Genomic DNA, 25,600 nt, shown 5'->3' on the forward strand with positions numbered 1-25,600 from the left:
TGGTGGGGTCGCCCGGGATCGGGTACATACGATCGAGTAGCACCCGTCGGTAACCAATACGGCCCGAGATCCCGATTCGCGGCGAGGTGAGCCTCATGTCCGCACCATCCAGCAAACCCACCGTCTCCGAACGTGAGGCCCGCCAGGTGGCGGAGGCGGCCCGGGAACAGGAGTGGCGCAAGCCCAGCTTCGCCAAGGAACTGTTCCTCGGCCGCTTCCGGCTCGACCTGGTCCACCCGCACCCCATGCCGACCGCCGAGGCGGCCCGGCGCGGCGAGGAGTTCCTCGCCAGGCTCCGCGACTTCTGCGAGACCAAGGTCGACGGCGCCCTGATCGAGCGCGAGGCCCGCATCCCCGACGAGGTCATCGCCGGCCTCAAGGAGCTCGGCGCCTTCGGCATGAAGATCGACACCAAGTACGGCGGGCTCGGCCTCACCCAGGTGTACTACAACAAGGCGCTGACACTGGCCGGTTCTGCCTCCCCGGCGATCGGCGTGCTGCTGTCGGCGCACCAGTCGATCGGCGTACCGCAACCGCTCAAGCTGTTCGGCACGACCGAGCAGAAGGAGCAGTTCCTGCCCCGCTGCGCCCGCACCGACATCAGCGCCTTCCTGCTCACCGAGCCGGACGTCGGCTCCGACCCGGCCCGCCTCGCCACCACGGCCGTACCGGAGGGCGACGACTACGTCCTCGACGGCGTGAAGCTGTGGACCACCAACGGCGTCGTCGCCGACCTGCTGGTCGTCATGGCCCGCGTCCCGAAGTCCGAAGGACACAAGGGCGGCATCACCGCCTTCGTCGTCGAGACCGACTCGCCCGGCGTCACCGTGGAGAACCGCAACGCCTTCATGGGCCTGCGCGGCATCGAGAACGGCGTCACCCGCTTCCACCAGGTCAGGGTCCCGGCGGCGAACCGTATCGGTCCGGAGGGTGCGGGCCTGAAGATCGCCCTCACCACCCTCAACACGGGCCGGCTCTCCCTCCCCGCCTCCTGCGTGGCGGCCGGCAAGTGGTGTCTGAAGATCGCCCGAGAGTGGTCCGCGGCCCGTGAGCAGTGGGGCAAGCCGATCGCCCACCACGAGGCCGTCGGCCAGAAGATCTCCTTCATCGCGGCGACGACCTTCGCACTGGAGGCCGTACTCGACCTGTCCTCGCAGATGGCCGACGAGGACCGCAACGACATCCGCATCGAGGGCGCGCTCGCCAAGCTGTACGCCTCCGAGATGGCCTGGCTGATCGCCGACGAACTGGTCCAGATCCGGGGCGGCCGCGGCTTCGAGACGGCCGAGTCGCTGCGGGCCCGCGGCGAGCGGGCGGTCCCCGCCGAGCAGGTCCTGCGCGACCTCCGGATCAACCGCATCTTCGAGGGCTCGACGGAGATCATGCACCTCCTGATCGCCCGCGAGGCGGTCGACGCCCACCTGTCCGTCGCCGGCGACCTCATCGACCCCGAGAAGTCACTCCAGGACAAGGCGAAGGCGGGCGCGAACGCGGGCGTCTTCTACGCGAAGTGGCTGCCGAAACTGGTCGCGGGCCAAGGCCAACTCCCGTACTCCTACGGCGAGTTCAAGCACGGAGCCGACCTCTCCCCGCACCTGCGCTACGTCGAACGCACGTCCCGCAAGCTGGCCCGCTCCACCTTCTACGCCATGTCCCGCTGGCAGGGGAAGATGGAGACCAAGCAGGGCTTCCTGGGCCGGATCGTCGACATCGGCGCGGAGCTCTTCGCGATGAGCGCGGCCTGCGTACGCGCCGAGCTGCTGCGCGGCCAGGACGACCACGGCCGCGAGGCCTACCAGCTCGCCGACGCCTTCTGCCAACAGTCCCGCCTGCGCGTCGAGGAACTCTTCGGCCGCCTGTGGAACAACACCGACGACCTGGACCGCAAGGTCGTCAAGGGCGTCATGTCCGGCACCTACGAATGGCTGGAGGAGGGCATCGTCGACCCGTCCGGCGAGGGCCTGTGGATCGCCGAGGCGAACCCCGGCCCGAGCGAGCGGGAGAACGTCCACCGCCCGATCCGCTGACCCGCCCACGCCCGCGCGTCCCCCTCCACACCCCCGGGAGGGGGACGCGCTGTCCTCACACGCCGTCCTTACGGCAACAATGGAGGGATGAGCGACAGTCCAGCACCCCTCGCGGATCCACACCTCGTCTACGACCCCGTGGCGGGCAGCGGCCCCAAGGACGTGGTGATCCTCGGCTCCACCGGGTCGATCGGGACCCAGGCCATCGACCTCGTGCTCCGCAACCCCGACCGGTTCCGGGTCACCGCGCTCTCCGCCAACGGCGGCCGGGTCGGCCTCCTCGCCGAGCAGGCGCACCGGCTCAGGGTGCGGACCGTCGGCGTCGCCCGCGAGGACGTCGTACCGGAGTTGCGTGAGGCGCTGACCGGGCTTTACGGCTCCGGGGCGGCGCTGCCCGAGATCATCGCCGGCCCGGAGGCGGCCACCGCACTCGCCGCCTCCGACTGCCACACCGTGCTCAACGGCATCACCGGTTCCATCGGCCTCGCCCCGACCCTCGCCGCCCTGGAGGCGGGCCGCACCCTCGCGCTCGCCAACAAGGAGTCGCTCATCGTCGGCGGCCCGCTGGTCAAGGCGCTCGCCAAGCCGGGGCAGATCATCCCGGTCGACTCCGAGCACGCGGCGCTGTTCCAGGCGCTGGCGGCGGGGACCAGGGCCGATGTGCGGAAGCTGGTCGTCACCGCGTCCGGCGGACCCTTCCGGGGGCGTACGAAGGCCGAGCTGGCGGACGTGACCGTCGAGGACGCGCTCGCGCACCCCACCTGGGCCATGGGACCGGTCATCACGATCAACTCCGCGACCCTCGTGAACAAGGGCCTGGAAGTGATCGAGGCACACCTCCTCTACGACATTCCCTTCAGTCGCATTGAGGTGGTCGTGCACCCCCAGTCGTATGTCCACTCGATGATTGAGTTCACGGACGGATCGACCATCGCCCAGGCGACGCCCCCCGACATGCGCGGGCCCATCGCCATCGGCCTCGGCTGGCCCGAGCGCGTCCCGGACGCGGCCCCGGCCTTCGACTGGAGCAAGGCGTCGACGTGGGAGTTCTTCCCGCTCGACAATGACGCGTTCCCTTCGGTCAACCTTGCGAGGCACGTGGGTGAGCTCGCGGGCACCGCCCCGGCGGTGTTCAATGCGGCCAACGAGGAGTGCGTGGAGGCGTTCCGCACCGGCGCGCTGCCGTTCAACGGGATCATGGAGACGGTGACACGGGTGGTCGAGGAGCACGGCACCCCGGTCACGGGAACCTCACTCACCGTGTCGGACGTCCTCGAAGCGGAGACCTGGGCACGGGCCCGGGCCAGGGAACTGACGGCGATCGCGGAGGCGCGTGCATGACGACCTTGATGATGATCCTCGGCATAGTCGTCTTCGCGTTCGGCCTGCTGGTCTCGATCGCGTGGCACGAGCTGGGGCACCTGTCCACGGCCAAGCTCTTCGGCATCCGCGTGCCCCAGTACATGGTCGGCTTCGGCCCGACCATCTGGTCGCGGAAGAAGGGTGACACCGAGTACGGGATCAAGGCCATTCCGTTCGGCGGCTACATCCGCATGATCGGCATGTTCCCGCCCGGCCCCGACGGCCAGCTGACCGCCCGCTCCACCTCGCCCTGGCGCGGCATGATCGAGGACGCCCGCTCGGCGGCCTTCGAGGAGCTCCAGCCCGGCGACGAGACCCGCCTCTTCTACACCCGCGCCCCCTGGAAGCGGGTCATCGTGATGTTCGCGGGCCCCTTCATGAACCTGATCCTGGCCGTGGCCCTGTTCTTCACGGTCCTGATGGGCTTCGGCATCTCCCAGCAGACCACCTCGGTCAGCTCGGTCTCCCAGTGCGTCATCGCCCAGAGCGAGAACCGCGACACCTGCAAGAAGGGCGACCCGGCCTCCCCGGCCGCGGCGGCCGGCCTCAAGCCCGGCGACAAGATCGTCTCCTTCGACGGTGTCCGCACGGACGACTGGAACAAGCTCTCCGACCTGATCCGCTCCGACCCCGGCAAGAACGTCGCGATCGTCGTCGACCGCAAGGGCCAGGAGGTCACCCTCCACGCCACGATCGCCACCAACCAGGTCGCCAAGAAGGACTCCAGCGGCCAGATCGTCCAGGGCAAGTACGTCAGCGCCGGCTTCCTCGGCTTCAGCGCCGCCAGCGGCATCGTCAAGCAGGACTTCGGCGAGTCCCTGACCTGGATGGGCGACCGCGTCGGCGACGCCGTCGACTCCATCGCGGGCCTGCCCGGCAAGATCCCCGGCCTGTGGGACGCGGCCTTCGGCGACGGCAAGCGCGCGGCCGACTCTCCGATGGGCGTGGTCGGCGCGGCCCGGGTCGGCGGCGAGATCTTCACCCTGGACATCCCGGCCACCCAGCAGCTCGCGATGTTCGTGATGCTGGTCGCCGGCTTCAACCTCTCCCTGTTCCTCTTCAACATGCTCCCGCTGCTGCCCCTGGACGGCGGCCACATCGCGGGCGCGCTCTGGGAGTCCCTGCGCCGGAACGTGGCGAGGGTCATGAAGCGCCCGGACCCGGGCCCGTTCGACGTGGCGAAGCTGATGCCGGTGGCCTATGTGGTGGCGGGGATCTTTGTTTGCTTTACCGTTCTCGTCTTGATCGCAGATGTGGTCAATCCGGTCAAGATCAGCTGATCGCTGATCGATTTTGGCAAGTCTGAAATTTCCCGCCCTTCACTTGGTAACTCACAGGAGTGAAGGGCGGGTTATTTTTCCCATGCCATGATTTCGATCTTCGTACATTTCTGCTGTTCATGGGTGACCCCAGCGGTGCGTCAACACCCTGGGGTCTGGCCAGTCTCGAGAGGACTGACATGCAGCAAGGTACTGTGTCGGCCGCAGTTGACAAGAACGGGATCGCGGGGAGGGTCGACGTCGCCGCCTATGTGCGGGTGTCGACCACCGAGCAGCGGGGCAGGTTCGGGGTTCCTGTTCAGGTGGCGGCTATCAAGGCGATTGTTGAGCGGCGCTCGTCCTGGCACTTCGTGGCGTGCCGGGAAGACCTCGGTGAATCGGGCTCCAGCCACACGCGCCCAGGATTCGACGCTCTCGTTGAGGATGTCTCCGCAGGGCGAGTGAACCTCGTCCTGGTGCATCGCCTCGACCGACTGGGACGGACGGAAGCTGCCATCTGGCGCTGCTTGTGGCAGATCGAGGACGTCGGAGGACAAGTGGAGTGCTGCGCCGAGCCCCTCGGCGGACCTGGCATCGAGCGCTGGCTCACGATCGATCGGCTGGCGCGAGCCGTGGAAGAGGACTACCGGCGTATTCGGGCACGCACTCAGGCCGGGCGGCAACTGAAGGCGGTGGAGGGAGGGTGGCCGGGCGGCCCCGCGCCGTACGGGTACCGGATCAGCGGCAAGGGGGCCTTCGGTTCGACATTGGAGGTGGACCCGGCTGAGGCGCGTGTGGTGCGGCTCATCGTTGATCTCGTCATCGGCGGAGTGCGAGGCATCACGGAACTCGCCGGAGAATTGAACAAACGTGGGGCCTTCACTCGAACCGGTAGGTGCTGGACCCCGTCGAACCTTCATCGTCGGCTGAAGAGCGGGACCTTTCTCGGAAGTGTCGTCTTTCGTCGGGCTGATCAGCAATGGGGTGACCATTGCACCAGGCTTGGCACGGACGGAAAACCGTTGTTCGGTGACAGCGTGGTAATTCCGCTTCCGCCCATTGTGGCGGCGGATCGGATTGAGGCCTTCCAGGATGCGCTGACCGAACTGGTGCGGTCGAACAAGTCCGCCACCAGCGCGGATTACCCGCTTTCGGGGCGTGTCCATGGACCGTGCGGGCTGCCTTATATCGGCTGTCTGCGCAGCAAGGACGGTCTACGTACTTACCGATGTTCGGGATGGGAACGGGCTGTCGCCTGCGGGTGCGCCTTCCTGCCTGCCCATGTCGTGGAGGAGCAGGTGGCTGACCACGTCAATGCTCTGCTCGCTTCGGTGCCACCGGCCCACAGGCCCACTCCGTCGTTCTCTCGAGTCACGCCGACATCGCCGGCCCGGCACGTTGAGCGGGTGGAAGCGCTGGAGCGGATTTCTCGGCAGTACCGTGATGAACTCGATCGACTACGGACGCGGGTCCAGGTAGACCTGGTCGTCAGGGCCGGGGCCCGGCAGCTCGAATCGGACCTGAACGCGCTCGACCGGATCCTGGGGCACGCTCGGGACTGGCTGCATGAACTGGAGCAGGGCGACAGGGGCGCCTGGTTGAGGACCTTTCTGGCATCCAGTAGTCCCGACATCCGGACACTGCTGTCGTGCGAGCAACGTCGGGTGGCCGAACTGGTCGACGTGCGGGTGGACATCGTGGATTCCCGTTTCCGGTACCGAGAGGGGACGAGGTGCTCGACAACCCTCTGGCATGAACGCACTGGAACGCTGATTCCGCCGTCCCCCGACGACGGTCAGTGGGAGCAGATCCAACAGTTGTTGCACTGTAGGTATTCGGCGCATCACTTTCGGTCGCCACTGGATCTGCGGGCAGCCTTGGAGGGGATGCTGCACCGTCTGCGTACGGGAATCCGCTGGCGTGACCTTCCGGCCAGGTTCGGAGAGTCCGAAAGGGTTCGTCTCAGGCAGTCCACCTGGCTGGCGGACGGCGTATGGGCCGACATCGTCGAGTTCCTCGGCAAGGCGGCGGAGGGCACAACGGTTGTCGGCTATCGCGCCGCTCCGGCCCTGCTGATTCGCACAGTTCTTGATACCCCGGCTGTTCGCTGAAGGTTCGTCCCGCAGTGACCCGACAAGCCGCCCTTCCCGACACCATGACCACGCGGGAAGGGCGTGTTCCCCGCGGCCGCCATCAGGTGAACCTCTGAGACGGCATGTGCTTCCGTCCACGTCCGTGCCGTAATCTCGAAGCCTGGAGCCCGTTGTTCCGGGACCGGACCTTGATCCACGACTTGGGGTTGCACAGCAGATGACTGCGATTTCTCTCGGCATGCCGTCCGTTCCGACCAGGGTTGCCGAGCGGCGGAAGAGCCGGCAGATCCAGGTCGGATCCGTGGCGGTCGGCGGCGACGCCCCCGTGTCCGTGCAGTCCATGACCACGACCCGTACGTCGGACATCGGCGCGACCCTCCAGCAGATCGCCGAGCTCACGGCCTCCGGCTGCCAGATCGTCCGCGTGGCCTGCCCGACGCAGGACGACGCGGACGCGCTCGCCACGATCGCGAGGAAGTCGCAGATCCCGGTCATCGCCGACATCCACTTCCAGCCGAAGTACGTCTTCGCGGCCATCGAGGCCGGCTGCGCCGCGGTCCGTGTGAACCCCGGCAACATCAAGCAGTTCGACGACAAGGTCAAGGAGATCGCGCGGGCCGCCAAGGAGCACGGCACCCCGATCCGCATCGGCGTCAACGCAGGTTCGCTGGACCGCCGCCTGCTCCAGAAGTACGGCAAGGCGACCCCCGAGGCCCTCGTCGAGAGCGCGCTGTGGGAGGCGTCGCTCTTCGAGGAGCACGACTTCCGGGACATCAAGATCTCGGTGAAGCACAACGACCCGGTCGTGATGATCGAGGCGTACAAGCAGCTCGCCGCCCAGTGCGACTACCCGCTCCACCTCGGTGTCACGGAGGCGGGACCGGCGTTCCAGGGCACGATCAAGTCGGCGGTCGCCTTCGGGGCGCTGCTGAGCCAGGGCATCGGCGACACCATCCGTGTCTCCCTCTCCGCCCCGCCGGTCGAGGAGGTCAAGGTCGGCAACCAGATCCTGGAGTCGCTCAACCTCAAGCAGCGCGGTCTGGAGATCGTGTCGTGCCCGTCCTGCGGGCGTGCCCAGGTCGACGTCTACAAGCTCGCCGAAGAGGTCACCGCCGGCCTCACCGGCATGGAGGTCCCGCTCCGCGTCGCCGTCATGGGCTGTGTCGTCAACGGCCCCGGCGAGGCCCGCGAGGCCGACCTCGGCGTCGCCTCCGGCAACGGCAAGGGTCAGATCTTCGTCAAGGGCGAGGTCATCAAGACCGTCCCCGAGTCGAAGATCGTGGAGACCCTCATCGAGGAGGCCATGAAGCTGGCCGAGCAGATGGAGGCGGACGGCGTCGCCTCCGGCGAGCCCGAGGTGTCCGTCGCCGGCTGATCCGGCTCCCACTCACTCTCACGCCCCGTCACATCCCTTGTGGCGGGGCGTAAGTGTTGTTTCCAGTTCCCTTGACAGCTCCGATGTATTCCGGGACGTTGTGGGCCGCAATGGCTCTCACGCTCCAATCGATACGTAAGCATCCCGCATACATCGGATGACCAAGGTGACCGTATGAGACGCCGCAGGCTGTTCGCCCTCTGGACCGTCCTCCTCGCCCTGTTCCTCGCCACCGCCCCCGCCGCCCACGCGGGCGCGAAATCGGCCCCCGCCTACCCGCCCCGCCAGTCCACCCTCCGCAACGCCACCGCCGGCATGTTCCTGCACTGGGGCATGTTCACCGCCCCCAAGCACCTCGACTGCGCCTCCTGGGAGAAGGACGTCACCGACGGCGGCTGGGACCCGGACTACTGGGTCGACCAGGCCCGCAAGATCCGCGCGAGCTACATCGTGCTCGCCACCTTCCACTCCCGCCTCGGCTACGCCCGCCCCTGGCCGTCGGCGATCCCGGGTTCGTGCTCGACCGAGCGGGACATCCTCGGTGAGCTGATCAAGGCCGCGAACGCCAAGGGACTCAAGGTCATCCTCTACATGACCGACGATCCCCAGTGGCACGCCGAACAGGGCGTCGAGACCCTCGACTCGGCCGCGTACTCCGCCTACAAGGGCCACGACGTCGACCTCACCACCCGCCAGGGCTTCGGCGAGTTCAGTTACGACAACTTCTTCGAGGTCATGCGCAACTACCCGAAGCTGTCCGGCTTCTGGATCGACAACGACAACGAGTACTGGGAACAGCACCAGCTCTACGAGCAGATCCGGCAGCTGCGCCCCGACATGACCCTGAGCAACAACAACGAGGACACCCCGATCATGGACATGGTGTCCCACGAGCAGAAGGTCGGCATGAACCCGCCGTACGACCAGCCGTCGGCGATCTGGACCCCCATGCCCCGCCTCACCGAGTCCTGCTACAAGGTCCCCGACACGGGCAGTTGGTGGTACGACGGCCAGGACCGCCCGGTGTCCACGGCCCTCAACGTCGATCGCTACATCGCCAACGCCGGCAACTCCATCCGCTCCCTCATGGACTTCACGGCGATGGTGAACGGCCGCTTCCCACCCCAGCAGGAGAAGTTCCTCGACCTGATGAAGGACTACCTCCCGCCCATCTGGCAGTCCCTGCACGGGGTCGACGGCGGCGGCTTCATGTACGGCGGCATGCAGCCCGGCGCCTGGAACGACGGCTCGTACGGCTACACCACCGTCAGCCGCGCCGACCCGCACGGGACGCAGTACGTCCACGTCACCACCCGTCCGACCGCCGGCGACCAGGTCCGTATCCGCGACAACGGCTACCGCGTCGAGCGGATCACCGACCTGCGCACCGGAAAGCGCCTCCACTTCGACCAGCGCGACGGCACCCTCACCATCAAGGGGATCGCCGACTGGGACCCGTACGACACGGTCTTCAAGGTGCGTACGGCGCCGAAGCGTGAGGGCGTCTATCCGACCGGCGGCGTCCGTGCCTCCGAACCCGTCCTCACCGACGGCGACTTCACCACGTACACGGACAACAAGGGTGTCCTGCCCGCCGGTTACACCCTCGACCTGGGGCGGGTCCGCAGGGCCGGCTACCTCGGGATCAACCAGCGCGAATGGTCGCCGACGTACAACAGGGAGACCTTCGGGCGGAAGGAGGACTCGGCGCGGATCAAGGACTACACGGTGTCCGTGAGCGACGACGGGACGACGTGGAGCCAGGTGAGGGCGGGCGTGCTGGAGAGCGCGCGCGGGATCCGCTTCATCGACCTCCCGGCGGGGCTGCGCACCCGCTACCTCCGCCTCGACGTGGCCACCACCTGGTCCGCGGCGACCGTCCCCGCGTACTACCGGCAGCTGAGGATCGACGAGGTGCAGGTCGGTTACGGCCACCCCACCGGCCACGGCTGACGCACCCGCTCTGCCGCGTCGCTCCACGGGGCGGCGCGGCACAAAATCGGCAGGTACAGTGCGGAGATCAGCGAACCCTCAGGGTGAGGCCCCGCACGTGTTGACCCAGACCACCTCCCGGGTGCTCGAACCGAGTGACCTGGACGCCGCGCTCGCCGTCCTCGACCGTGAGCCGGTCGCGAACGCCTTCGTGACGTCGCGGGTGCAGGTCGCGGGCCTCGACCCGTGGCGGCTGGGCGGCGAGATGTGGGGCTTCTACGAGGACGGCATGCTGACGTCCCTCTGCTACGCCGGCGCCAACCTGGTCCCCATCTGCGCCACGCCGCGCGCCGTGCGCGCCTTCGCGGACAGGGCGAGGAGGGCCGGGCGCCGCTGCTCCTCCATCGTGGGCCCGGCCGAGCCGACCACCCAGCTCTGGCGCCTCCTCGAACCCAGCTGGGGCCCGGCCCGCGAGGTCCGCGGCCACCAGCCCCTGATGGTCACCGACCGCATGCCGGCCGACATCGCCCCGGATCCGTACGTCCGCCGCATCCGCAAGGACGAGATGGACGCGATCATGCCGGCCTGCGTGGCGATGTTCACCGAGGAGGTGGGCGTCTCGCCGCTGGCGGGGGACGGCGGGCTGCTGTACCAGGCCAGGGTCGCCGAACTGGTCGGTTCCGGCCGCTCCTTCGCCCGCCTCGACGACCAGGGCAAGGTCGTCTTCAAGGCGGAGATCGGCGCGGCCACCTCGCAGGCCTGCCAGATCCAGGGCGTGTGGGTGGCCCCCGAATACCGGGGGAGAGGCGTGGCGGCCCCCGGCATGGCAGCGGTCCTGCGCTATGCCCTGGCGGACGTGGCCCCGATCGTCAGCCTCTACGTCAACGACTTCAACACCCCGGCGAGAAGGACGTACCACCGGGTGGGCTTCCAGGAGGTCGGCGCCTTCATGAGCGTTCTCTTCTAGCCGCTGTTCACAGGGCTGTTCTGACCCTCGTACGGGACCTGTAGTCTCCCCGGCATGCTGCACTTTCCCGGTCACGGTCATCGCCGCGAACCCGACGACGTCGTGATCGGTCCGCTCGACCTGGCCGCCCGGGTCGACGAGGCACTCGCCGTGCAGGCCATCGCCTTCGGGCTGGGCGCCGACGAGGTCGCCGTGCGCAGGCAGATCGTCGTGCGGCACATGACGTATCCCGGCGCCCGCGCCCTGGGTGCCACCGTCGCCGGCAACCTCGTCGGGTTCGTCTACGGCATGCCCAACGACCGCACCCACTGGTGGTCCACCGTCGTGGAGCCCTACCTCCGAGCCCAGGGCCATGACCACTGGCTCGACGACTCCTTCGTGATCACCGAGCTGCACGTCCACCCCCACCACCAGAACCACGGCATCGGCCGCACGCTGATCACCACGATCACCGACGGCGCCACCGAACCCCGCTCGATCCTCTCCGCGATCGACGTCGACAGCCCGGCCCGCGGCCTCTACCGCTCCCTCGGCTACGACGACCTCGCCCGCCAGGTCCTCTTCCCCAGCGCCCCCAAGCCGTACGCCGTGATGGGCGCCCCGCTCCCGCTCCGTCGCCGCTGACCGATTTCCACCGGCACAGCGTGCCCGGCTAACCTCCTGCCATCACCCTTTCTTGGCAGGAGTACGAGAACCATGGCCAACGCACCGGTCCAGCGCATGTCCCAGTTGATGGCGAAGACCCTGCGCGACGACCCGGCGGACGCCGAGGTCCTCAGCCACAAGCTGCTCGTGCGCGCCGGGTACGTCCGCCGTACCGCCGCCGGCATCTGGAGCTGGCTGCCGCTCGGCAAGAAGGTGCTGGCCAACGTCGAGCGGATCGTCCGTGAGGAGATGGACGCGATCGGCGCCCAGGAGGTCAGCCTCCCCGCGCTGCTGCCCCGCGAGCCCTACGAGGCGACCGGCCGCTGGGACGAGTACGGCCCGGAGCTGTTCCGCCTCAACGACCGCAAGGGCGGCGACTACCTGCTCGGCCCCACCCACGAGGAGATCTTCACGCTGATCGTGAAGGACCAGGCGTCCTCCTACAAGGACCTGCCGGTCATCCTCTACCAGATCCAGACGAAGTTCCGCGACGAGGCCCGCCCCCGGGCCGGCATCCTGCGCGGCCGCGAGTTCCTGATGAAGGACTCGTACTCCTTCGACACCGAGGACGAGGGCCTGGCCCAGTCGTACGCCCTGCACCGCCAGGCCTACCAGCGCGTCTTCGAGCGCCTCGGCCTCGACTACCGCATCTGCGCCGCCACCGCCGGCGCCATGGGCGGCTCCAAGTCGGAGGAGTTCCTCGCCCCGGCCGAGGCCGGCGAGGACACCTTCGCCGACTGCCCGAACTGCGACTTCGCGGCCAACACCGAGGCGATCACGTACGAGCTGAAGCCGGTGGACGGCTCGGACGTGCCCGCGGCCGAGGACATCCCGACGCCCGACACCCCGACGATCGAGTCGCTTGCCGCCTATCTCGGCGTCGAGGCCTCCGCCACCCTCAAGAACCTCCTCGTGAAGGTCGACGGCGAGATCGTCGCCGTCGGCGTCCCCGGCGACCGCGAGGTCGACCTGGGCAAGGTCGAGGCGCACTTCGCCCCGGCGGTCGTCGAGATGGTCACCGAGGCGGACTTCGTGGCCCGCCCGGACCTGGTCAAGGGCTACGTCGGTCCGCAGGGCCGGGGCGAGAAGGTCCGGTTCGTCGCCGACCCGCGCCTGGCCCCCGGTACCTCCTGGATCACCGGCGCCAACAAGCAGAACACGCACGCCAAGAACGTCGTCGCCGGGCGCGACTTCGAAGTCGACGAGTACGTCGACGTCGTGGTCGTCCAGGAGGGCGACCCGTGCCCGAACTGCGGCACCGGCCTTAAGCTGGACCGCGCCATCGAGATCGGCCACATCTTCCAGCTGGGCCGCAAGTACGCCGACGCCCTCAAGCTCGACGTCCTCGGCCAGAACGGCAAGCCGGTCCGCGTCACCATGGGCTCCTACGGCATCGGCGTCTCCCGCGCCGTCGCCGCCCTCGCCGAGCAGACCGCCGACGAGCAGGGCCTGTGCTGGCCCGCCGAGGTCGCCCCGGCCGACGTGCACGTCGTCGCGGCGGGCAAGGCCCTCCAGATCGAGCTGGCCCTGGAGGTCTCCGAGAAGCTGCGCGCGGCCGGCCTCCGGGTCCTCTGCGACGACCGGGCCGGTGTCTCCCCGGGCGTGAAGTTCACGGACGCCGAGCTCATCGGCGTACCGAAGATCCTGGTCGCGGGCCGCCGCTCCGGCGAAGGCGTCCTGGAGCTCAAGGACCGCAGGTCCGGCGAGCGCGAGGAACTGACGGTGGACGAGGCGATCGCCCGCCTCAGCGCCTAAAGGAACTCCTCAGAAAGGTCTCGGGAGCCCTAAAGGGGACTCACAGACTTCTCTCAGGCCGTTGCCCGACCTTAGTGCGTGACAGAGCGTCACTAGGGAGGGGAACGGTCATGACAACCAGGGAACGAGGTGCCGCCGCTGCGGTCCGCAGAGGGGCCCGGCGCACGGCAGCGACAGCGGCGGCGGTCACTCTGGCGGCCGCCGCCGGGATGTTCGCGTTGATCGGCACGATGAACACGGACACCAGCGCGGCGTCCTCGACGACGAGCAGCGACACCGGGTCGAGCAGCAGTAGCAGCAGCGATACGAGTTCGTCCTCGTCGTCGAGCACCTCGTCCTCGTCGGACAGCACCTCGTCGTCCTCCAGCAGCTCGTCCTCGAGCGACTCCTCGTCCTCCTCCAGCGGGCTCACGTCCTCCAACGGCAGCGGCTCCTCCGACTCCACCTCGGGTGCGTCGTGATGAGCACGCTGCTGAAGCCCCGTACCACGGCCGCCACCGAGTGGCGTGCCCTCGGCACCACGGTCCGCCTGGTCGTCACCGACCCGGCCCTGCTGGACTCCTGCAACCTGCTCCTGGCCCGGCACCTCGCCGAGGTCGACGCGGCATGCAGCCGCTTCCGCCCCGACTCCGAACTCGCCGCCCTGGACGCCAGTGCCGGCCGCCCGGTCCGGGTCAGCCCCCTGCTCGCGGAGGCCCTCGCGGTCGCCCTGCGCGCTGCCGAGGCGACCGACGGGGCCGTGGACCCCACGGTCGGCTCGGCGATGGAGGCGATCGGCTACGACCGCGACTTCACGCTGGTCCAGGAGGACGACCGCCCGGTCCGCCTCACCGTGAAGCGGGCGCCCGGCTGGCGCACGGTGGGCCTCGACCGCGCCACCGGCACGGCCACGGTCCCGCCCGGCGTCCACCTCGACCTCGGCGCCACGGCGAAGGCCTGGGCCGCCGACAAGGCCGCGACGATGCTGGCGCGGACGGCCGGCTGCGGAGTCCTGGTCAGCCTCGGCGGCGACACGGCGGTCGCCGGCGAGCCCCCGGCGGACGGCTGGCAGATCCGCGTCCAGGACGTCACGGGCCCGGTCGACCGGACTCCTTCCCAGGGCCCGTACGCCACGGTAGGCCTGCACAGCGGCGGCCTCGCCACCTCGGGCACGTCGGCCCGCAACTGGCGCCGGGGCGACCACACCCTCCACCACATCATCGACCCGCACACGGGCCTGCCGGTCCGCACCCCGTGGCGCACGGTCTCGGTGGCGGCACCCACGTGCGCGGACGCCAACGCGGCCACGACAGCGGCCCTGGTGAAGGGCCCGGGCGCGGAACGCTGGCTGACCCGACAGGGCCTGCCGGCCCGCCTGGTGGCGCACAACGGGGCGATCGTCACAACTCCGGGCTGGCCGACCGACCTGAGGGGCGCGGGGCTGTGTCAATCAGCGGCTTCGCCGCGGGGCGCGACCAGCACCCACCGGGAGTCAGCCGCATGACCAGCGAAACCCTCTGGTACGCCAACCGAGCCACCGGTGCCGTCTCCCTCATCCTCTTCACGGTCGTCGTACTCCTCGGCATCGCAGTGAAGCTGCGCGGAAAGATCCCCGGCCTCCCGCGCTTCGGCACGGTCTCCCTCCACCGCACCCTCTCCCTCTCGGCCACCGCCTTCCTGGCCCTCCACATAGCCCTCGCGGTCCTCGACAGCTACGTCAACATCACCGTCCTCGACGTCCTCGTCCCCTTCGCCTCCGACTACCAGCCCCTCTGGCTCGGCCTCGGCACGGTCGCCCTGGACCTCATGCTCGCCGTCCTGATCACCAGCCTCCTGCGCGAACGCATCGGCCACCGCACCTGGCGCGCCCTCCACTGGCTGGCCTACGCCTCCTGGCCGGTCGCCCTGATCCACGGCATAGGCATCGGCACGGACACCGGCGCCGACTGGATGACCTGGCTGACCGTCACCTGCGTCGCAGCCGTCCTCACCGCCGCGGGCATCCGCGTGACGCACTCGGCCCGCGCGGCCCGCCGAACCCCCGCCACCCTTCTCCGCTCGGCCGAAGGAGCCCGCTCATGACCGCGACCTTCCCCGACCTGTACATGTCCCCGCGCCTGCTCGCCCCCGGCGGCGCCCCGGCCGACCTGTCCACCCACGAGCAGCGTTACGGCCCGCTGCGGCACGGCGACCCCGCCGCCCTCCTCAGATCCGTGGCCGAATCCGGCCTGACCGGCCGCGGGGGAGCCGCGTTCCCGGTCCACCGCAAGCTCGCCGCGGTGGCCGACGCGGGCCGCCGCACCGGCCGCGCCCCCGTCGTCGTGGCCAACGGCGCGGAGGGCGAGCCCGCGAGCCGCAAGGACAAGACGCTGCTCGCCCTCTCCCCGCACCTCGTCCTGGACGGCCTCCAGGCGGCCGCACAGGCGGTCGGCGCGGGCGAGGCGTACCTCGCGGTGGAGGAGGGCGCGTCCTACCTGGAGTCGGCCGTGGCCCACCGCAAGGACCCGATCGCCGTCAAGGTCGTACGACTCCCGAAGCGGTTCCTGTCCGGCCAGGCCTCCGCACTGGCCCGTTTCGTGGGCGGCGCCGAGGCCCTGCCCGCCCACCAGGACCCGCCGGTCCGCGAACGCGGTGTGGGCCGCGCCCCCACCCTCGTCCAGAACGTGGAAACCCTGGCCCACCTGGCCCTGGTCGCCCGCTACGGCCCCGACTGGTACCGCACGGCCGGCACCCCGTCCCAGCCCGGCAGCGCCCTGTGCACGCTGCACGCCCCGGGACACGAACCCCGTGTCGTGGAAGCCCCGTTCGGCATGCCGCTGCACCGCCTGATCCCCCTGGACGGCATCTCCGCGGTCCTCCTCGGCGGCTACCACGGCACCTGGCTCCCGGCGCCGGAGGCGGCCCGACTCCCGCTGGACGCAGGCACGATGGGCGCCGGCGTCATCGCCGCCCTCCCCGCCACCCGCTGCGGAGTGGCCGAAACGGCCCGCGTGCTCCGCTACCTGGCCCTCCAGTCGGCAGGCCAGTGCGGCCCCTGCCTCAACGGCCTCCCCCGCATGGCGGCCGCCTTCCAGACCCTCGCCACCCCCGGCCCCCAGTCCACCACCCGCACCGACCTGGCCCGTTGGTCCGGCCTGGTCGAGGGTCGCGGCGCCTGTCACCACCCCGACGGCACGGTCCGCCTGGTCCGCAGCGCCCTCACCACCTTCGCCCCCGAACTGGACGCCCACGCAAGGGGTTTGTGCACCGCGACCGACCCCACGCCCCTGCTGCCCGTCCCCCAGGAGTCCTGACATGGACCAGAAGCCGGCCCAGAAGATCGACATCGACTGGACGTCCTGCCAGGGCCACGGACTCTGCGCCGAGTTGCTCCCTGAACACATCGCCCTGGACGAGTGGGGCTACCCGCTCGTCGACGGCACCCCCGTCCCCGCCCGCACCCTCAAGCGAGCCCGCAGAGCGGCAGCGGACTGCCCGGCCCTCGCTCTCAAACTGACGGCGGCGGGAATGCCCTAAGCGGGGCGCGGATGGGCAGCCTCCTGGCACTGCCGAGTGATGGACGTACGAGGGGGAGCGGGATGAGCAGTCTGCGAGAAGACGCGCGCGAGATACAGGGCGAACTGGCTTTGCTGCGGCGGGCGTTGCACCGGGAACCGGAGATCGGCCTGCACCTGCCGCGCACCCAGGAGAAGGTACTGGCCGCGCTGGACGGACTGCCCCTGGAGATCACGACCGGGACGGCCCTGTCCTCCGTCACCGCGGTCCTGCGCGGCGGCAGCTCAGCCCGCGGCGGCCCCGTCGTACTCCTGCGCGGCGACATGGACGCCCTGCCGGTCACCGAGCGCACCGGCGTCGAGTTCACCTCCCGGATCGACGGCGCCATGCACGCCTGCGGCCACGACCTGCACACCGCAGGCCTGGTCGGCGCGGCCCGGCTGCTCGCCGCCCGGCGTGAACTCCTCAGCGGGGACGTGGTGTTCATGTTCCAGCCGGGGGAGGAGGGCTGGGACGGCGCCGGGCACATGGTCGAGGAGGGCGTACTGGAGGCGGCGGGCCGCCCGGTCGACGCCGCATACGGACTCCACGTGACCTCGTCGTCGTACCCCACCGGCGTCTTCACCTCCCGCCCCGGCCCGCTGATGGCGGCCTCGGCGGGCCTGTACGTCCGAGTGCTCGGCGCCGGCGGCCACGGCTCGCGTCCGCACGACGCCCTGGACCCGATCCAGGCGGCCTGCGAGATGGTCACCGCGCTACAGACGATGGTGACCCGCCGCTTCGACGTCTTCGACCCGGTCGTGATCACGATCGGCACCTTCCACGCCGGCACCAAGCGCAACATCATCCCGGACACGGCCGTCTTCGAGGCGACGATACGGACGTTCAGCGAGGCCGCCGCGGAACGCGCCGCCGAGTTCGCCGTACGCGTCTGCCAGGACATCGCAACGGCCCACGGCCTCACGGCGGAGGCGGAGTTCACCCCCGAATACCCGCTCACGGTCAACGACCCCGTAGAGCACGCCTTCCTCGCCGACACGGTCCGCGAGACCTTCGGCGAGGAACACTTCGACCCGATGCCCGACCCGATCACCGGCTCGGAGGACTTCTCCAGGGTCCTGGACCGCGTCCCGGGAGCCTTCGCCTTCCTGGGTGCAGACACCACCGGCGACCCCAAGTCGGCCCCCACCAACCACTCCCCGATAGCCACCTTCGACGACGCTGTGCTGTCAGACGCGTCAACCTTGCTGGCCGAACTCGCCCTGCGCCGCATAAGAAGGGCGCCTGCAACGCCCTAAAGGGGCGCGGGGAACTGCGCGACAAGCCACGACGCACCCGCACCCCGAACACAACCCGCCCCCCCGAGCTGATCCGCCCTAAAGCCACCCGGCGAATTCAAGCAACAGCTCGGCATCCTTCGGCCGCCCCACCCGCAGCGCCCGAACCCCCGACTCCACGGCCCGGAACAACGTCCACCCCCGAAGCCGCTCCTGATCCACATCCAACGACTCCGCCAGCCGCTTCACCCGCCGCCGAGTCGTCGCGGCCCCCGACGGCGAGGCGATCAAATCCTCCACCCGATCCCGCACCAGCCGAGCCAGATCGAACGCACACTCGCCCACCACTGGATCCGGCCCCACCGCCAACCACGGCATCCGCTCCCCGGCAAGCACCTTGCTCTGCCGAAAAGTCCCATGCAGCAACCGCTGCTCAGGAGCCCCCGCCAACAACTCCGCACGCGCCCCGACCGCGGAGTCGACCAGCCCAGCCACGTCGGCCGAGCCCGACGCAGTCGCCCGCATGGCCGAAGCCTGCCGCCCTGTCCGCTCCGCAACGGTCTCGAAGGGATGCCCACCCGGCGGCTCCACCCACAGCCGCCGCAGCGTCCCCGCCGCCTCCAGCAGCGCCTTCGCCTCCGGCAACGACCGCACGGACACATCCGGATGCAGCCGCTCCAACAGCAGCACACCCTCCGCCGTGAAGGGCTCGAGCAGTTGTACGGCCCCCGTCCCACCCCAGTGAGCCAGCGCCGCCCGCTCACTCTCCGGCCGGGCCCGCCGCGGCGCCAGCTTCAGCACGGCCGGGCCGCCGGAAGGCTGCCGTACCAGCACCACCAGGCTGCTGCGGCCCCCGGGCACCTGCACCCGTTCCACGGTCAACTCGCGTAGAGCGACGGCCTGTCGGGCCGCCGTCGGCAGCTTCTCCAACCAGTCGTCACCGTCCGGTGCCGTCTCACCGAGCGCCTTCACCAGACGCGGCGGCGGTTCGAAAGCCATACGCGAGCAGATCCCTTCCAGTACGGGTCAGGCCGTGGGGGTCGGCGAGGCCGACGCGGTGGTCGCCCGCTCGGCGAGACCAGGGAAGGCTACGCTCTCTCCACGCCAGCGCACCGCCCGCACCGCGGCCTCCCGCAGCGCCCCGGCGGCCGACCGCCGCCGCTCGCCCTCGGTCGCCCGCACGACGTCGGAGTACACCCCGGCCACCCGGTCCTCCAGCTCCGCCGCCAGCCGTACGGCCGCCGCCGAGTCCGGCACCGGGAAGGGCAGCGCGTACGCGGCCGACGCGGCCACCGGCTTGCCGCCGAGGTCCCGGACGTCCCGGACCAGCGCGTCCCGCCGGGCGCGGTGGGCGTCGTACGCCGACCTGGCCTCCGTACGACGGCCCTCGCGGATCTTCCCGCCGACGACCCCGTAGCCGTACACCGCCGCGTGCTCGGCGGCGAGCGCCGCCTGGAGCGCCGCCAGCTCCTTCTTCTCGTCCGTGTCGCTCACTTGGCGGCCTCCGTCAGCAGATAGGCGTGCGCGGCGCCGGCCGCCGCGACCGAGGCCAGCAGCCGCGCGAGCTCGCCCGGCACGTCCAGCAGCGCCGCCGTACGCCGGTCGGCGACCGCCCGCTCGGCGGCGGCGAGTTCGGCGAGGGCCTCCGGCTCGGTGGTGGGTACGGCGGCGGACGGGGATCCCGACGCCGACGCGGAGGGCGCCCCCGACCCGGTGCTCCCGTTCCCGCCGCCCTTCCCGACCGTCCCCCCGAACGCCTCCGCATGCCGTACGACCTGCGCCCGCAGCGGCGCGAGCCGCTCGGCCGCCGTCGGATGCGCGGCGAGCACGGCGTCGTACCGCTCCACCAGCCCCACGCTGTCCCGCGCCGCACGCGCGCGTGCCTTCGTGGTGACCGACGGGCTGCCGCCGGTGCTCTCCTCCGAGTCGGCCCCGGACGAGCAGCCCACCAGCAGGGCGGCCCCGGCGGCCGAGGCGAGCAGCGATCTTCTGCGCGGCCCGTAGGGGATGCGCGACGGTGGGGGATACGACACGGCAGGCGTCCTCGGGGGCTCGTACGAACACACGGGCGGAAAGACCGGCCCGCGATCACGGTACCCGCGCATCCCCCGGACTCACGTCACCGGCTCGACCGCCTGGGCACACGTGGACGGCAACACCTTCTGCGACCGGATACCCTTTGACCAGACACGCGACCATCCCACAACAGCACACGCGGCCGAGGAGTCACCCGGATGAGCACCACCCAGAGCGAGAGGCTGCGAGAGCTCCTGGAACCGCTCGTCAGCTCCCAGGGACTGGATCTCGAAGAGATCGCGGTGGACTCCGTAGGGCGCAAGCGGGTGCTGCGCGTCGTCGTCGATTCGGACACCGGCGCCGATCTGGATCAGATCGCCGATGTGAGCCGCGCGCTCTCGGCGAAGCTCGACGAGACCGACGCGATGGGCGAGGCCGAGTACACCCTCGAGGTCGGCACCCCGGGCGCGGAGCGCCCCCTCAAGGAACACCGGCACTACGTCCGCGCCGTGGACCGGCTGGTGAAGTTCCAGCTGGCCGACGGCGGGGAACTGGTCGCCAGGATCCTTCAGGCCGACGACGAGGGCCTGGACCTCGAAGTACCGGGCGTGAAGGGCCGGAAGGCCACCAGCCGCAGACTCGTCTTCTCCGACATCGAAAAGGCGCGCGTGCAGGTCGAGTTCAACCGCAAGGACAGCAAGAACGAGATGGAAGAGGAGGCGTAGCCGTGGACATCGACATGAGTGCCCTGCGGGGCTTGGTACGGGAGAAGGAGATCTCCTTCGACCTGTTGGTCGAGGCGATCGAGTCGGCCCTCCTCATCGCCTACCACCGCACCGACGGGAGCCACCGCCACGCGCGCGTGAAGCTCGACCGGGACTCCGGACACGTCGTCGTGTGGGCGAAGGAAGACCCCGAGGACCTCGAAGAGGGCCAGGAACCCCGGGAGTTCGACGACACTCCGTCCGACTTCGGCCGTATCGCCGCCACCACCGCCAAGCAGGTCATCCTGCAGCGGCTGCGCGACGCCGAGGACGACGCGACGCTCGGCGAGTACGCGGGCCGCGAGGGCGACATCGTCACCGGTGTCGTGCAGCAGGGCCGCGACCCGAAGAACGTGCTCGTGGACATCGGCAAGCTGGAGGCCATCCTGCCGGTGCAGGAACAGGTGCCCGGCGAGACCTACCCGCACGGGATGCGGCTGCGGTCGTACGTCGTACGAGTGGCGAAGGGTGTCCGCGGTCCGTCGGTCACCCTGTCGCGCACGCATCCCAATCTGGTGAAGAAGCTCTTCGCCCTGGAGGTGCCGGAGATCGCCGACGGTTCGGTGGAGATCGCCGCCATCGCGCGTGAGGCGGGTCACCGGACGAAGATCGCCGTGCGGTCCACCCGTAGCGGCCTGAACGCCAAGGGCGCCTGCATCGGCCCCATGGGCGGCCGGGTGCGCAACGTCATGGGCGAGCTGAACGGCGAGAAGATCGACATCGTCGACTGGTCGGACGACCCGGCCGAGATGGTGGCGAACGCGCTCTCCCCGGCCCGTGTCTCCAAGGTCGAGGTCGTCGACCTGGCCGCCCGCTCCGCCCGGGTGACGGTGCCCGACTACCAGCTGTCGCTGGCGATCGGCAAGGAGGGGCAGAACGCCCGCCTGGCCGCCCGGCTGACCGGCTGGCGGATCGACATCCGCCCGGACACGGAGCAGCCCGAGGAATAGATCTGAGCCGAGACGGGCTGAGATCACGACAACAACCGTTCGACTTTTGCCCCAAAGGGGTGAGGTCGGTGCGGGGAGGTAGACTTAAGAGTGTCTGGCCGGACGCGAGCCCGCGCATGCCCTGAGCGCACCTGTGTGGGGTGCCGGGAGCGAGCGGCCCAGAAGGATCTGCTGCGGATCGTGGCGGTCGGGGAACAGTGCGTTCCCGATCATCGCGGTACGCTGCCCGGCCGGGGTGCCTATGTGCACCCCACCCTGGTCTGTCTCGACCTGGCGGTCCGCCGCCGGGCGTTCCCGCGGGCGCTCCGCGTCCCGGGACCGCTCGACACCAAGGCGTTGCGCCTCTACGTCGAGCAGGCAACACCGTAAGACGTGTCGTGCGGAACCTCCGTGCGGCCCTGGTACCCCGCGAGTTGGAAGTAGGTCGAGATTGCGATGAGCACTCGATGAGCACGCGATGAGTACGCCCATGAAGTAGCGACGGTCCGGACGCACCCGGACCTAAAAGGAGCGAAGTGGCTAAGGTCCGGGTATACGAACTCGCCAAGGAGTTCGGGGTTGAGAGCAAGGTCGTCATGGCCAAGCTCCAAGAACTCGGTGAATTCGTCCGTTCGGCGTCTTCGACCATCGAAGCGCCCGTCGTCCGTAAGCTGACGGACGCCCTCCAGCAGGGCAACGGAGGCGGCAAGCCCGCTTCCGCACGCAAGGCTGCCCCGGCTCGTCCGGCAGCCCCCTCTCCGGCGCAGGCTGCCCGTCCGGCCGCCCCGCGCCCGCCGGCCCCCAAGCCGGCCGTCGCCGAGACGCCCGCGGCTCCCGCCGCGCCGGCCGCTCCCGGCCCCCGTCCCACCCCGGGCCCGAAGCCCGCGCCGCGCCCCGCGCCGGCGTCCCCGGCTCCGACCACGCCCGAGTTCACGGCACCGCCGGCGGCTCCCGCCGCTCCGGCCTCCCAGGGCCAGGGCTCCGGCCCGCGTCCGGGCGCTCCGCGTCCGGCCGGCCAGGCCCCGCGTCCGGGCGCCCCGCGTCCGGGTGGTCCCGGCCAGGGCCGTGGCGACCGCGGTGACCGCCCCGAGCGCGGTGACCGTGGCGAGCGTCCCGGCGGCCAGCGTCCGGGCGGCCAGGCGCCGCGTCCCGGTGGTGCCCGTCCGGCCGGTCCGCGTCCGGGCAACAACCCCTTCACCTCCGGCGGCTCCACCGGCATGGCGCGCCCGCAGGCGCCCCGTCCGGGCGGTGCCCCGCGTCCCGGCGGCCCCGGTGGCGCCGGTGCGCCCGGCGGCGCTCCGCGTCCGCAGGGTCAGGGCGGTCCGCGTCCCCAGGGTGCCGGCGGCGGTCCCCGCCCGCAGGCTCCGGGCGGCGCGCGTCCCAGCCCCGGCGGCATGCCTCGTCCGCAGGGCGGTCCCCGTCCCGGCGGCGGCCCCGGCGGCCCGCGTCCGAACCCCGGCATGATGCCGCAGCGTCCCGCTGCCGGCAGCCCGCGTCCCGGCGGCGGTGGCCCCGGCGGCCGCGGTCCCGGTGGCGCCGGTCGTCCCGGTGGCGGTGGCGGCGGTCGTCCGGGCGGCGGCGGCTTCGCCGGTCGTCCCGGTGGCGGTGGCGGTGGCGGCTTCGCCGGTCGTCCCGGCGGTCCCGGTGGCGGTGGCGGCGGCTTCGCCGGCCGTCCCGGTGGTCCGGGTGCCGGTGCTGGCGGCGGCGGTGGCCGTCCCGGCTTCGGCGGTCGTCCCGGCGGTCCCGGTGGCCGTGGTGGCACGCAGGGCGCCTTCGGCCGTCCCGGCGGTCCCGCGCGTCGCGGTCGCAAGTCGAAGCGGCAGAGGCGCCAGGAGTACGAGGCCATGCAGGCCCCGTCGGTCGGCGGCGTGATGCTGCCTCGCGGCAACGGCGAAGCCATTCGCCTGTCGCGCGGTGCCTCCCTCACCGACTTCGCGGAGAAGATCAACGCCAACCCGGCGTCGCTCGTCGCGGTCATGATGAACCTCGGCGAGATGGTCACGGCCACGCAGTCCGTCTCCGACGAGACGCTGCAGCTCCTCGCCGACGAGATGAACTACACGGTTCAGATCGTCAGCCCCGAGGAGGAGGACCGCGAGCTGCTCGAGTCCTTCGACATCGAGTTCGGCGAGGACGAGGGCGGCGAAGAGGACCTGGTCGTCCGTCCGCCGGTCGTGACCGTCATGGGTCACGTCGACCACGGTAAGACCCGACTCCTCGACGCCATCCGCAAGACGAACGTCATCGCGGGCGAGGCCGGCGGCATCACCCAGCACATCGGTGCCTACCAGGTCTCGACCCAGGTCAACGACGAGGACCGCGCGATCACCTTCATCGACACCCCGGGTCACGAGGCGTTCACCGCCATGCGTGCCCGTGGTGCCCGGTCGACGGACATCGCGATCCTGGTCGTCGCGGCCAACGACGGCGTCATGCCGCAGACGGTCGAGGCGCTCAACCACGCCAAGGCGGCCGACGTCCCGATCGTCGTCGCGGTCAACAAGATCGACGTCGAGGGTGCCGACCCGACCAAGGTGCGCGGTCAGCTCACCGAGTACGGGCTGGTGGCCGAGGAGTACGGCGGCGACACCATGTTCGTCGACATCTCCGCCAAGCAGGGTCTGCACATCGACTCCCTGCTGGAGGCCGTGGTCCTCACCGCGGACGCCTCGCTCGACCTGCGGGCCAACCCGAACCAGGACGCGCAGGGCATCTCGATCGAGTCCCGTCTCGACCGCGGCCGCGGTGCCGTGTCGACGGTCCTCGTCCAGCGAGGCACCCTGCGGGTCGGCGACACGATGGTCGTGGGCGACGCCTACGGTCGCGTCCGCGCCATGCTCGACGACAACGGCAACAACGTCGCCGAGGCCGGACCCTCGACGCCGGTCCAGGTCCTGGGCCTGACCAACGTCCCGGGTGCGGGCGACAACTTCCTGGTGGTCGACGAGGACCGTACGGCCCGTCAGATCGCCGAGAAGCGCGCTGCCCGTGAGCGCAACGCCGCGTTCGCCAAGCGCACGCGCCGTGTCTCCCTCGAGGACCTGGACAAGGTGCTCAAGGCCGGCGAGGTCCAGCAGCTCAACCTCATCATCAAGGGTGACGCTTCCGGTTCCGTCGAGGCGCTCGAGTCGTCCCTGCTCCAGCTGGACGTCGGCGAAGAGGTCGACATCCGCGTCCTGCACCGCGGCGTCGGTGCGGTCACGGAGTCGGACATCGACCTGGCGATGGGCTCGGACGCCATCGTGATCGGCTTCAACGTCCGTGCGGCCGGTCGTGCCGCGCAGATGGCCGAGCGCGAGGGCGTGGACGTCCGCTACTACTCGGTCATCTACCAGGCGATCGAGGAGATCGAGGCGGCCCTCAAGGGCATGCTCAAGCCGGAGTACGAAGAGGTCGAGCTCGGTACGGCGGAGATCCGCGAGGTCTTCAAGTCGTCCAAGCTGGGCAACATCGCGGGTGTTCTCATCCGCTCCGGCGAGGTCAAGCGCAACACCAAGGCGCGCCTGGTCCGCGACGGCAAGGTCATCGCGGAGAACCTCAACATCGAGGGTCTGCGTCGCTTCAAGGACGACGTCACCGAGATCCGCGAAGGGTTCGAGGGCGGTATCAACCTCGGCAACTTCAACGACATCAAGGTCGACGACGTCATCGCGACGTACGAGATGCGCGAGAAGCCGCGCGTCTGATCCAGCACGCGATCGGGGCCGATCGGCGGGGAAGTTCCT

Annotated in this window: 22 protein-coding genes; 18 read left to right on the top strand and 4 right to left on the bottom strand. The window is 70.3% G+C overall.

The window, feature by feature from the left end:
• The first annotated feature begins 95 nt into the window (after positions 1 to 95).
• The 9 genes from ACQEWB_RS35560 (at position 96) to ACQEWB_RS35600 (ending at position 13,415) form a co-directional block, all read left to right on the top strand.
• The gene (locus ACQEWB_RS35560; protein WP_432838424.1) at positions 96 to 2,027 is read left to right on the top strand and encodes an acyl-CoA dehydrogenase family protein; all 1,932 of its coding nucleotides are present in this window, start codon (positions 96 to 98) and stop codon (positions 2,025 to 2,027) included.
• Between the two features lie 87 nt (positions 2,028 to 2,114).
• Positions 2,115 to 3,368 (top strand): 1-deoxy-D-xylulose-5-phosphate reductoisomerase, encoded by a 1,254-nt coding sequence (dxr, locus tag ACQEWB_RS35565; RefSeq protein WP_432838426.1) that lies wholly within the window; start codon positions 2,115 to 2,117, stop codon positions 3,366 to 3,368.
• A gap of 8 nt (positions 3,369 to 3,376) precedes the next feature.
• Positions 3,377 to 4,669, top strand: a complete 1,293-nt coding sequence (locus ACQEWB_RS35570) for a M50 family metallopeptidase (protein WP_432844185.1) — start codon at positions 3,377 to 3,379, stop codon at positions 4,667 to 4,669.
• A gap of 179 nt (positions 4,670 to 4,848) precedes the next feature.
• On the top strand, positions 4,849 to 6,759 hold the full coding sequence (locus ACQEWB_RS35575; protein ID WP_432838428.1) for a recombinase family protein: 1,911 nt from the start codon (positions 4,849 to 4,851) through the stop codon (positions 6,757 to 6,759).
• 199 nt (positions 6,760 to 6,958) lie between these two features.
• On the top strand, positions 6,959 to 8,116 hold the full coding sequence (gene ispG, locus ACQEWB_RS35580) for a flavodoxin-dependent (E)-4-hydroxy-3-methylbut-2-enyl-diphosphate synthase (protein ID WP_432838430.1): 1,158 nt from the start codon (positions 6,959 to 6,961) through the stop codon (positions 8,114 to 8,116).
• Between the two features lie 174 nt (positions 8,117 to 8,290).
• Complete coding sequence (locus ACQEWB_RS35585) at positions 8,291 to 10,069, top strand: alpha-L-fucosidase (RefSeq protein ID WP_432838432.1); 1,779 nt, start codon at positions 8,291 to 8,293, stop codon at positions 10,067 to 10,069.
• Between the two features lie 97 nt (positions 10,070 to 10,166).
• Complete coding sequence (locus ACQEWB_RS35590; RefSeq protein ID WP_432838434.1) at positions 10,167 to 11,015, top strand: GNAT family N-acetyltransferase; 849 nt, start codon at positions 10,167 to 10,169, stop codon at positions 11,013 to 11,015.
• Between the two features lie 54 nt (positions 11,016 to 11,069).
• Positions 11,070 to 11,639 (top strand): GNAT family N-acetyltransferase, encoded by a 570-nt coding sequence (locus ACQEWB_RS35595; protein ID WP_432838436.1) that lies wholly within the window; start codon positions 11,070 to 11,072, stop codon positions 11,637 to 11,639.
• A gap of 72 nt (positions 11,640 to 11,711) precedes the next feature.
• Positions 11,712 to 13,415 carry a proline--tRNA ligase gene (locus tag ACQEWB_RS35600; RefSeq protein ID WP_432838438.1) on the top strand — a complete coding sequence of 568 codons (1,704 nt, stop codon included), beginning with the start codon at positions 11,712 to 11,714 and terminating at the stop codon, positions 13,413 to 13,415.
• Between the two features lie 40 nt (positions 13,416 to 13,455).
• Here ACQEWB_RS35600 and ACQEWB_RS35605 read toward each other — a convergent pair whose 3' ends face one another.
• Entirely contained in the window at positions 13,456 to 13,860 is a 405-nt protein-coding gene (locus ACQEWB_RS35605) for a hypothetical protein (protein WP_432838440.1), read from the bottom strand.
• A 15-nt stretch (positions 13,861 to 13,875) separates the two neighbouring features.
• Here ACQEWB_RS35605 and ACQEWB_RS35610 point away from each other — a divergent pair, with 15 nt between their 5' ends.
• The 5 genes from ACQEWB_RS35610 to ACQEWB_RS35630 all read left to right on the top strand — a co-directional run bounded on the left by ACQEWB_RS35610 (position 13,876) and on the right by ACQEWB_RS35630 (position 18,187).
• A complete protein-coding gene (locus ACQEWB_RS35610; RefSeq protein WP_432838442.1) occupies positions 13,876 to 14,898 on the top strand; it encodes an FAD:protein FMN transferase in 1,023 nt (340 codons plus the stop codon).
• Positions 14,895 to 15,476 carry a ferric reductase-like transmembrane domain-containing protein gene (locus ACQEWB_RS35615; RefSeq protein ID WP_432838444.1) on the top strand — a complete coding sequence of 194 codons (582 nt, stop codon included), beginning with the start codon at positions 14,895 to 14,897 and terminating at the stop codon, positions 15,474 to 15,476. Before ACQEWB_RS35610 ends, ACQEWB_RS35615 begins: the two co-directional genes overlap by 4 nt.
• A complete protein-coding gene (locus ACQEWB_RS35620) occupies positions 15,473 to 16,687 on the top strand; it encodes an NADH-ubiquinone oxidoreductase-F iron-sulfur binding region domain-containing protein (protein WP_432838446.1) in 1,215 nt (404 codons plus the stop codon). Before ACQEWB_RS35615 ends, ACQEWB_RS35620 begins: the two co-directional genes overlap by 4 nt.
• Position 16,688: 1 nt before the next feature.
• Positions 16,689 to 16,910, top strand: a complete 222-nt coding sequence (locus ACQEWB_RS35625; protein ID WP_432838448.1) for a ferredoxin — start codon at positions 16,689 to 16,691, stop codon at positions 16,908 to 16,910.
• A 62-nt stretch (positions 16,911 to 16,972) separates the two neighbouring features.
• Positions 16,973 to 18,187: a M20 metallopeptidase family protein gene (locus tag ACQEWB_RS35630; RefSeq protein ID WP_432838450.1), complete on the top strand. Its 1,215-nt coding sequence runs from the start codon at positions 16,973 to 16,975 to the stop codon at positions 18,185 to 18,187.
• A 78-nt stretch (positions 18,188 to 18,265) separates the two neighbouring features.
• Here ACQEWB_RS35630 and ACQEWB_RS35635 read toward each other — a convergent pair whose 3' ends face one another.
• From ACQEWB_RS35635 to ACQEWB_RS35645, 3 genes are read right to left on the bottom strand one after another with little or no spacing between them, the layout of a single operon-like run.
• Positions 18,266 to 19,165, bottom strand: coding sequence for an aminoglycoside phosphotransferase family protein (locus tag ACQEWB_RS35635; protein ID WP_432838452.1), 900 nt, complete (start codon positions 19,163 to 19,165; stop codon positions 18,266 to 18,268).
• A 27-nt stretch (positions 19,166 to 19,192) separates the two neighbouring features.
• Positions 19,193 to 19,660, bottom strand: coding sequence for a ferritin-like domain-containing protein (locus ACQEWB_RS35640; RefSeq protein ID WP_432838454.1), 468 nt, complete (start codon positions 19,658 to 19,660; stop codon positions 19,193 to 19,195).
• Entirely contained in the window at positions 19,657 to 20,199 is a 543-nt protein-coding gene (locus ACQEWB_RS35645) for a hypothetical protein (protein WP_432838456.1), read from the bottom strand. Before ACQEWB_RS35645 ends, ACQEWB_RS35640 begins: the two co-directional genes overlap by 4 nt.
• Before the next feature lie 201 nt (positions 20,200 to 20,400).
• Here ACQEWB_RS35645 and rimP point away from each other — a divergent pair, with 201 nt between their 5' ends.
• The 4 genes from rimP to infB all read left to right on the top strand — a co-directional run bounded on the left by rimP (position 20,401) and on the right by infB (position 25,561).
• Entirely contained in the window at positions 20,401 to 20,907 is a 507-nt protein-coding gene (gene rimP / locus ACQEWB_RS35650; RefSeq protein ID WP_432838458.1) for a ribosome maturation factor RimP, read from the top strand.
• 2 nt (positions 20,908 to 20,909) lie between these two features.
• Positions 20,910 to 21,896 (top strand): transcription termination factor NusA, encoded by a 987-nt coding sequence (gene nusA, locus ACQEWB_RS35655; protein ID WP_432838460.1) that lies wholly within the window; start codon positions 20,910 to 20,912, stop codon positions 21,894 to 21,896.
• Positions 21,897 to 21,986: 90 nt separating this feature from the next.
• Entirely contained in the window at positions 21,987 to 22,265 is a 279-nt protein-coding gene (locus ACQEWB_RS35660) for a YlxR family protein (RefSeq protein WP_432838462.1), read from the top strand.
• 146 nt (positions 22,266 to 22,411) lie between these two features.
• On the top strand, positions 22,412 to 25,561 hold the full coding sequence (infB, locus tag ACQEWB_RS35665; RefSeq protein ID WP_432838464.1) for a translation initiation factor IF-2: 3,150 nt from the start codon (positions 22,412 to 22,414) through the stop codon (positions 25,559 to 25,561).
• Positions 25,562 to 25,600: the final 39 nt, after the last annotated feature.

Source organism: Streptomyces sp. CA-249302 (genome assembly GCF_050936785.1).
Lineage (GTDB): Bacteria > Actinomycetota > Actinomycetes > Streptomycetales > Streptomycetaceae > Streptomyces.

What these genes read in the sequence shown, in the direction of transcription:
- ACQEWB_RS35560 (WP_432838424.1), top strand. Translation starts at nt 96, where the DNA reads ATGTCCGCACCATCCAGCAAACCCACCGTCTCCGAACGTGAGGCCCGC.
- dxr (WP_432838426.1), top strand. Translation starts at nt 2,115, where the DNA reads ATGAGCGACAGTCCAGCACCCCTCGCGGATCCACACCTCGTCTACGAC.
- ACQEWB_RS35570 (WP_432844185.1), top strand. Translation starts at nt 3,377, where the DNA reads ATGATGATCCTCGGCATAGTCGTCTTCGCGTTCGGCCTGCTGGTCTCG.
- ACQEWB_RS35575 (WP_432838428.1), top strand. Translation starts at nt 4,849, where the DNA reads ATGCAGCAAGGTACTGTGTCGGCCGCAGTTGACAAGAACGGGATCGCG.
- ispG (WP_432838430.1), top strand. Translation starts at nt 6,959, where the DNA reads ATGACTGCGATTTCTCTCGGCATGCCGTCCGTTCCGACCAGGGTTGCC.
- ACQEWB_RS35585 (WP_432838432.1), top strand. Translation starts at nt 8,291, where the DNA reads ATGAGACGCCGCAGGCTGTTCGCCCTCTGGACCGTCCTCCTCGCCCTG.
- ACQEWB_RS35595 (WP_432838436.1), top strand. Translation starts at nt 11,070, where the DNA reads ATGCTGCACTTTCCCGGTCACGGTCATCGCCGCGAACCCGACGACGTC.
- ACQEWB_RS35600 (WP_432838438.1), top strand. Translation starts at nt 11,712, where the DNA reads ATGGCCAACGCACCGGTCCAGCGCATGTCCCAGTTGATGGCGAAGACC.
- ACQEWB_RS35610 (WP_432838442.1), top strand. Translation starts at nt 13,876, where the DNA reads ATGAGCACGCTGCTGAAGCCCCGTACCACGGCCGCCACCGAGTGGCGT.
- ACQEWB_RS35615 (WP_432838444.1), top strand. Translation starts at nt 14,895, where the DNA reads ATGACCAGCGAAACCCTCTGGTACGCCAACCGAGCCACCGGTGCCGTC.
- ACQEWB_RS35620 (WP_432838446.1), top strand. Translation starts at nt 15,473, where the DNA reads ATGACCGCGACCTTCCCCGACCTGTACATGTCCCCGCGCCTGCTCGCC.
- ACQEWB_RS35625 (WP_432838448.1), top strand. Translation starts at nt 16,689, where the DNA reads ATGGACCAGAAGCCGGCCCAGAAGATCGACATCGACTGGACGTCCTGC.
- ACQEWB_RS35630 (WP_432838450.1), top strand. Translation starts at nt 16,973, where the DNA reads ATGAGCAGTCTGCGAGAAGACGCGCGCGAGATACAGGGCGAACTGGCT.
- ACQEWB_RS35635 (WP_432838452.1), bottom strand. Translation starts at nt 19,165, where the DNA reads ATGGCTTTCGAACCGCCGCCGCGTCTGGTGAAGGCGCTCGGTGAGACG.
- rimP (WP_432838458.1), top strand. Translation starts at nt 20,401, where the DNA reads ATGAGCACCACCCAGAGCGAGAGGCTGCGAGAGCTCCTGGAACCGCTC.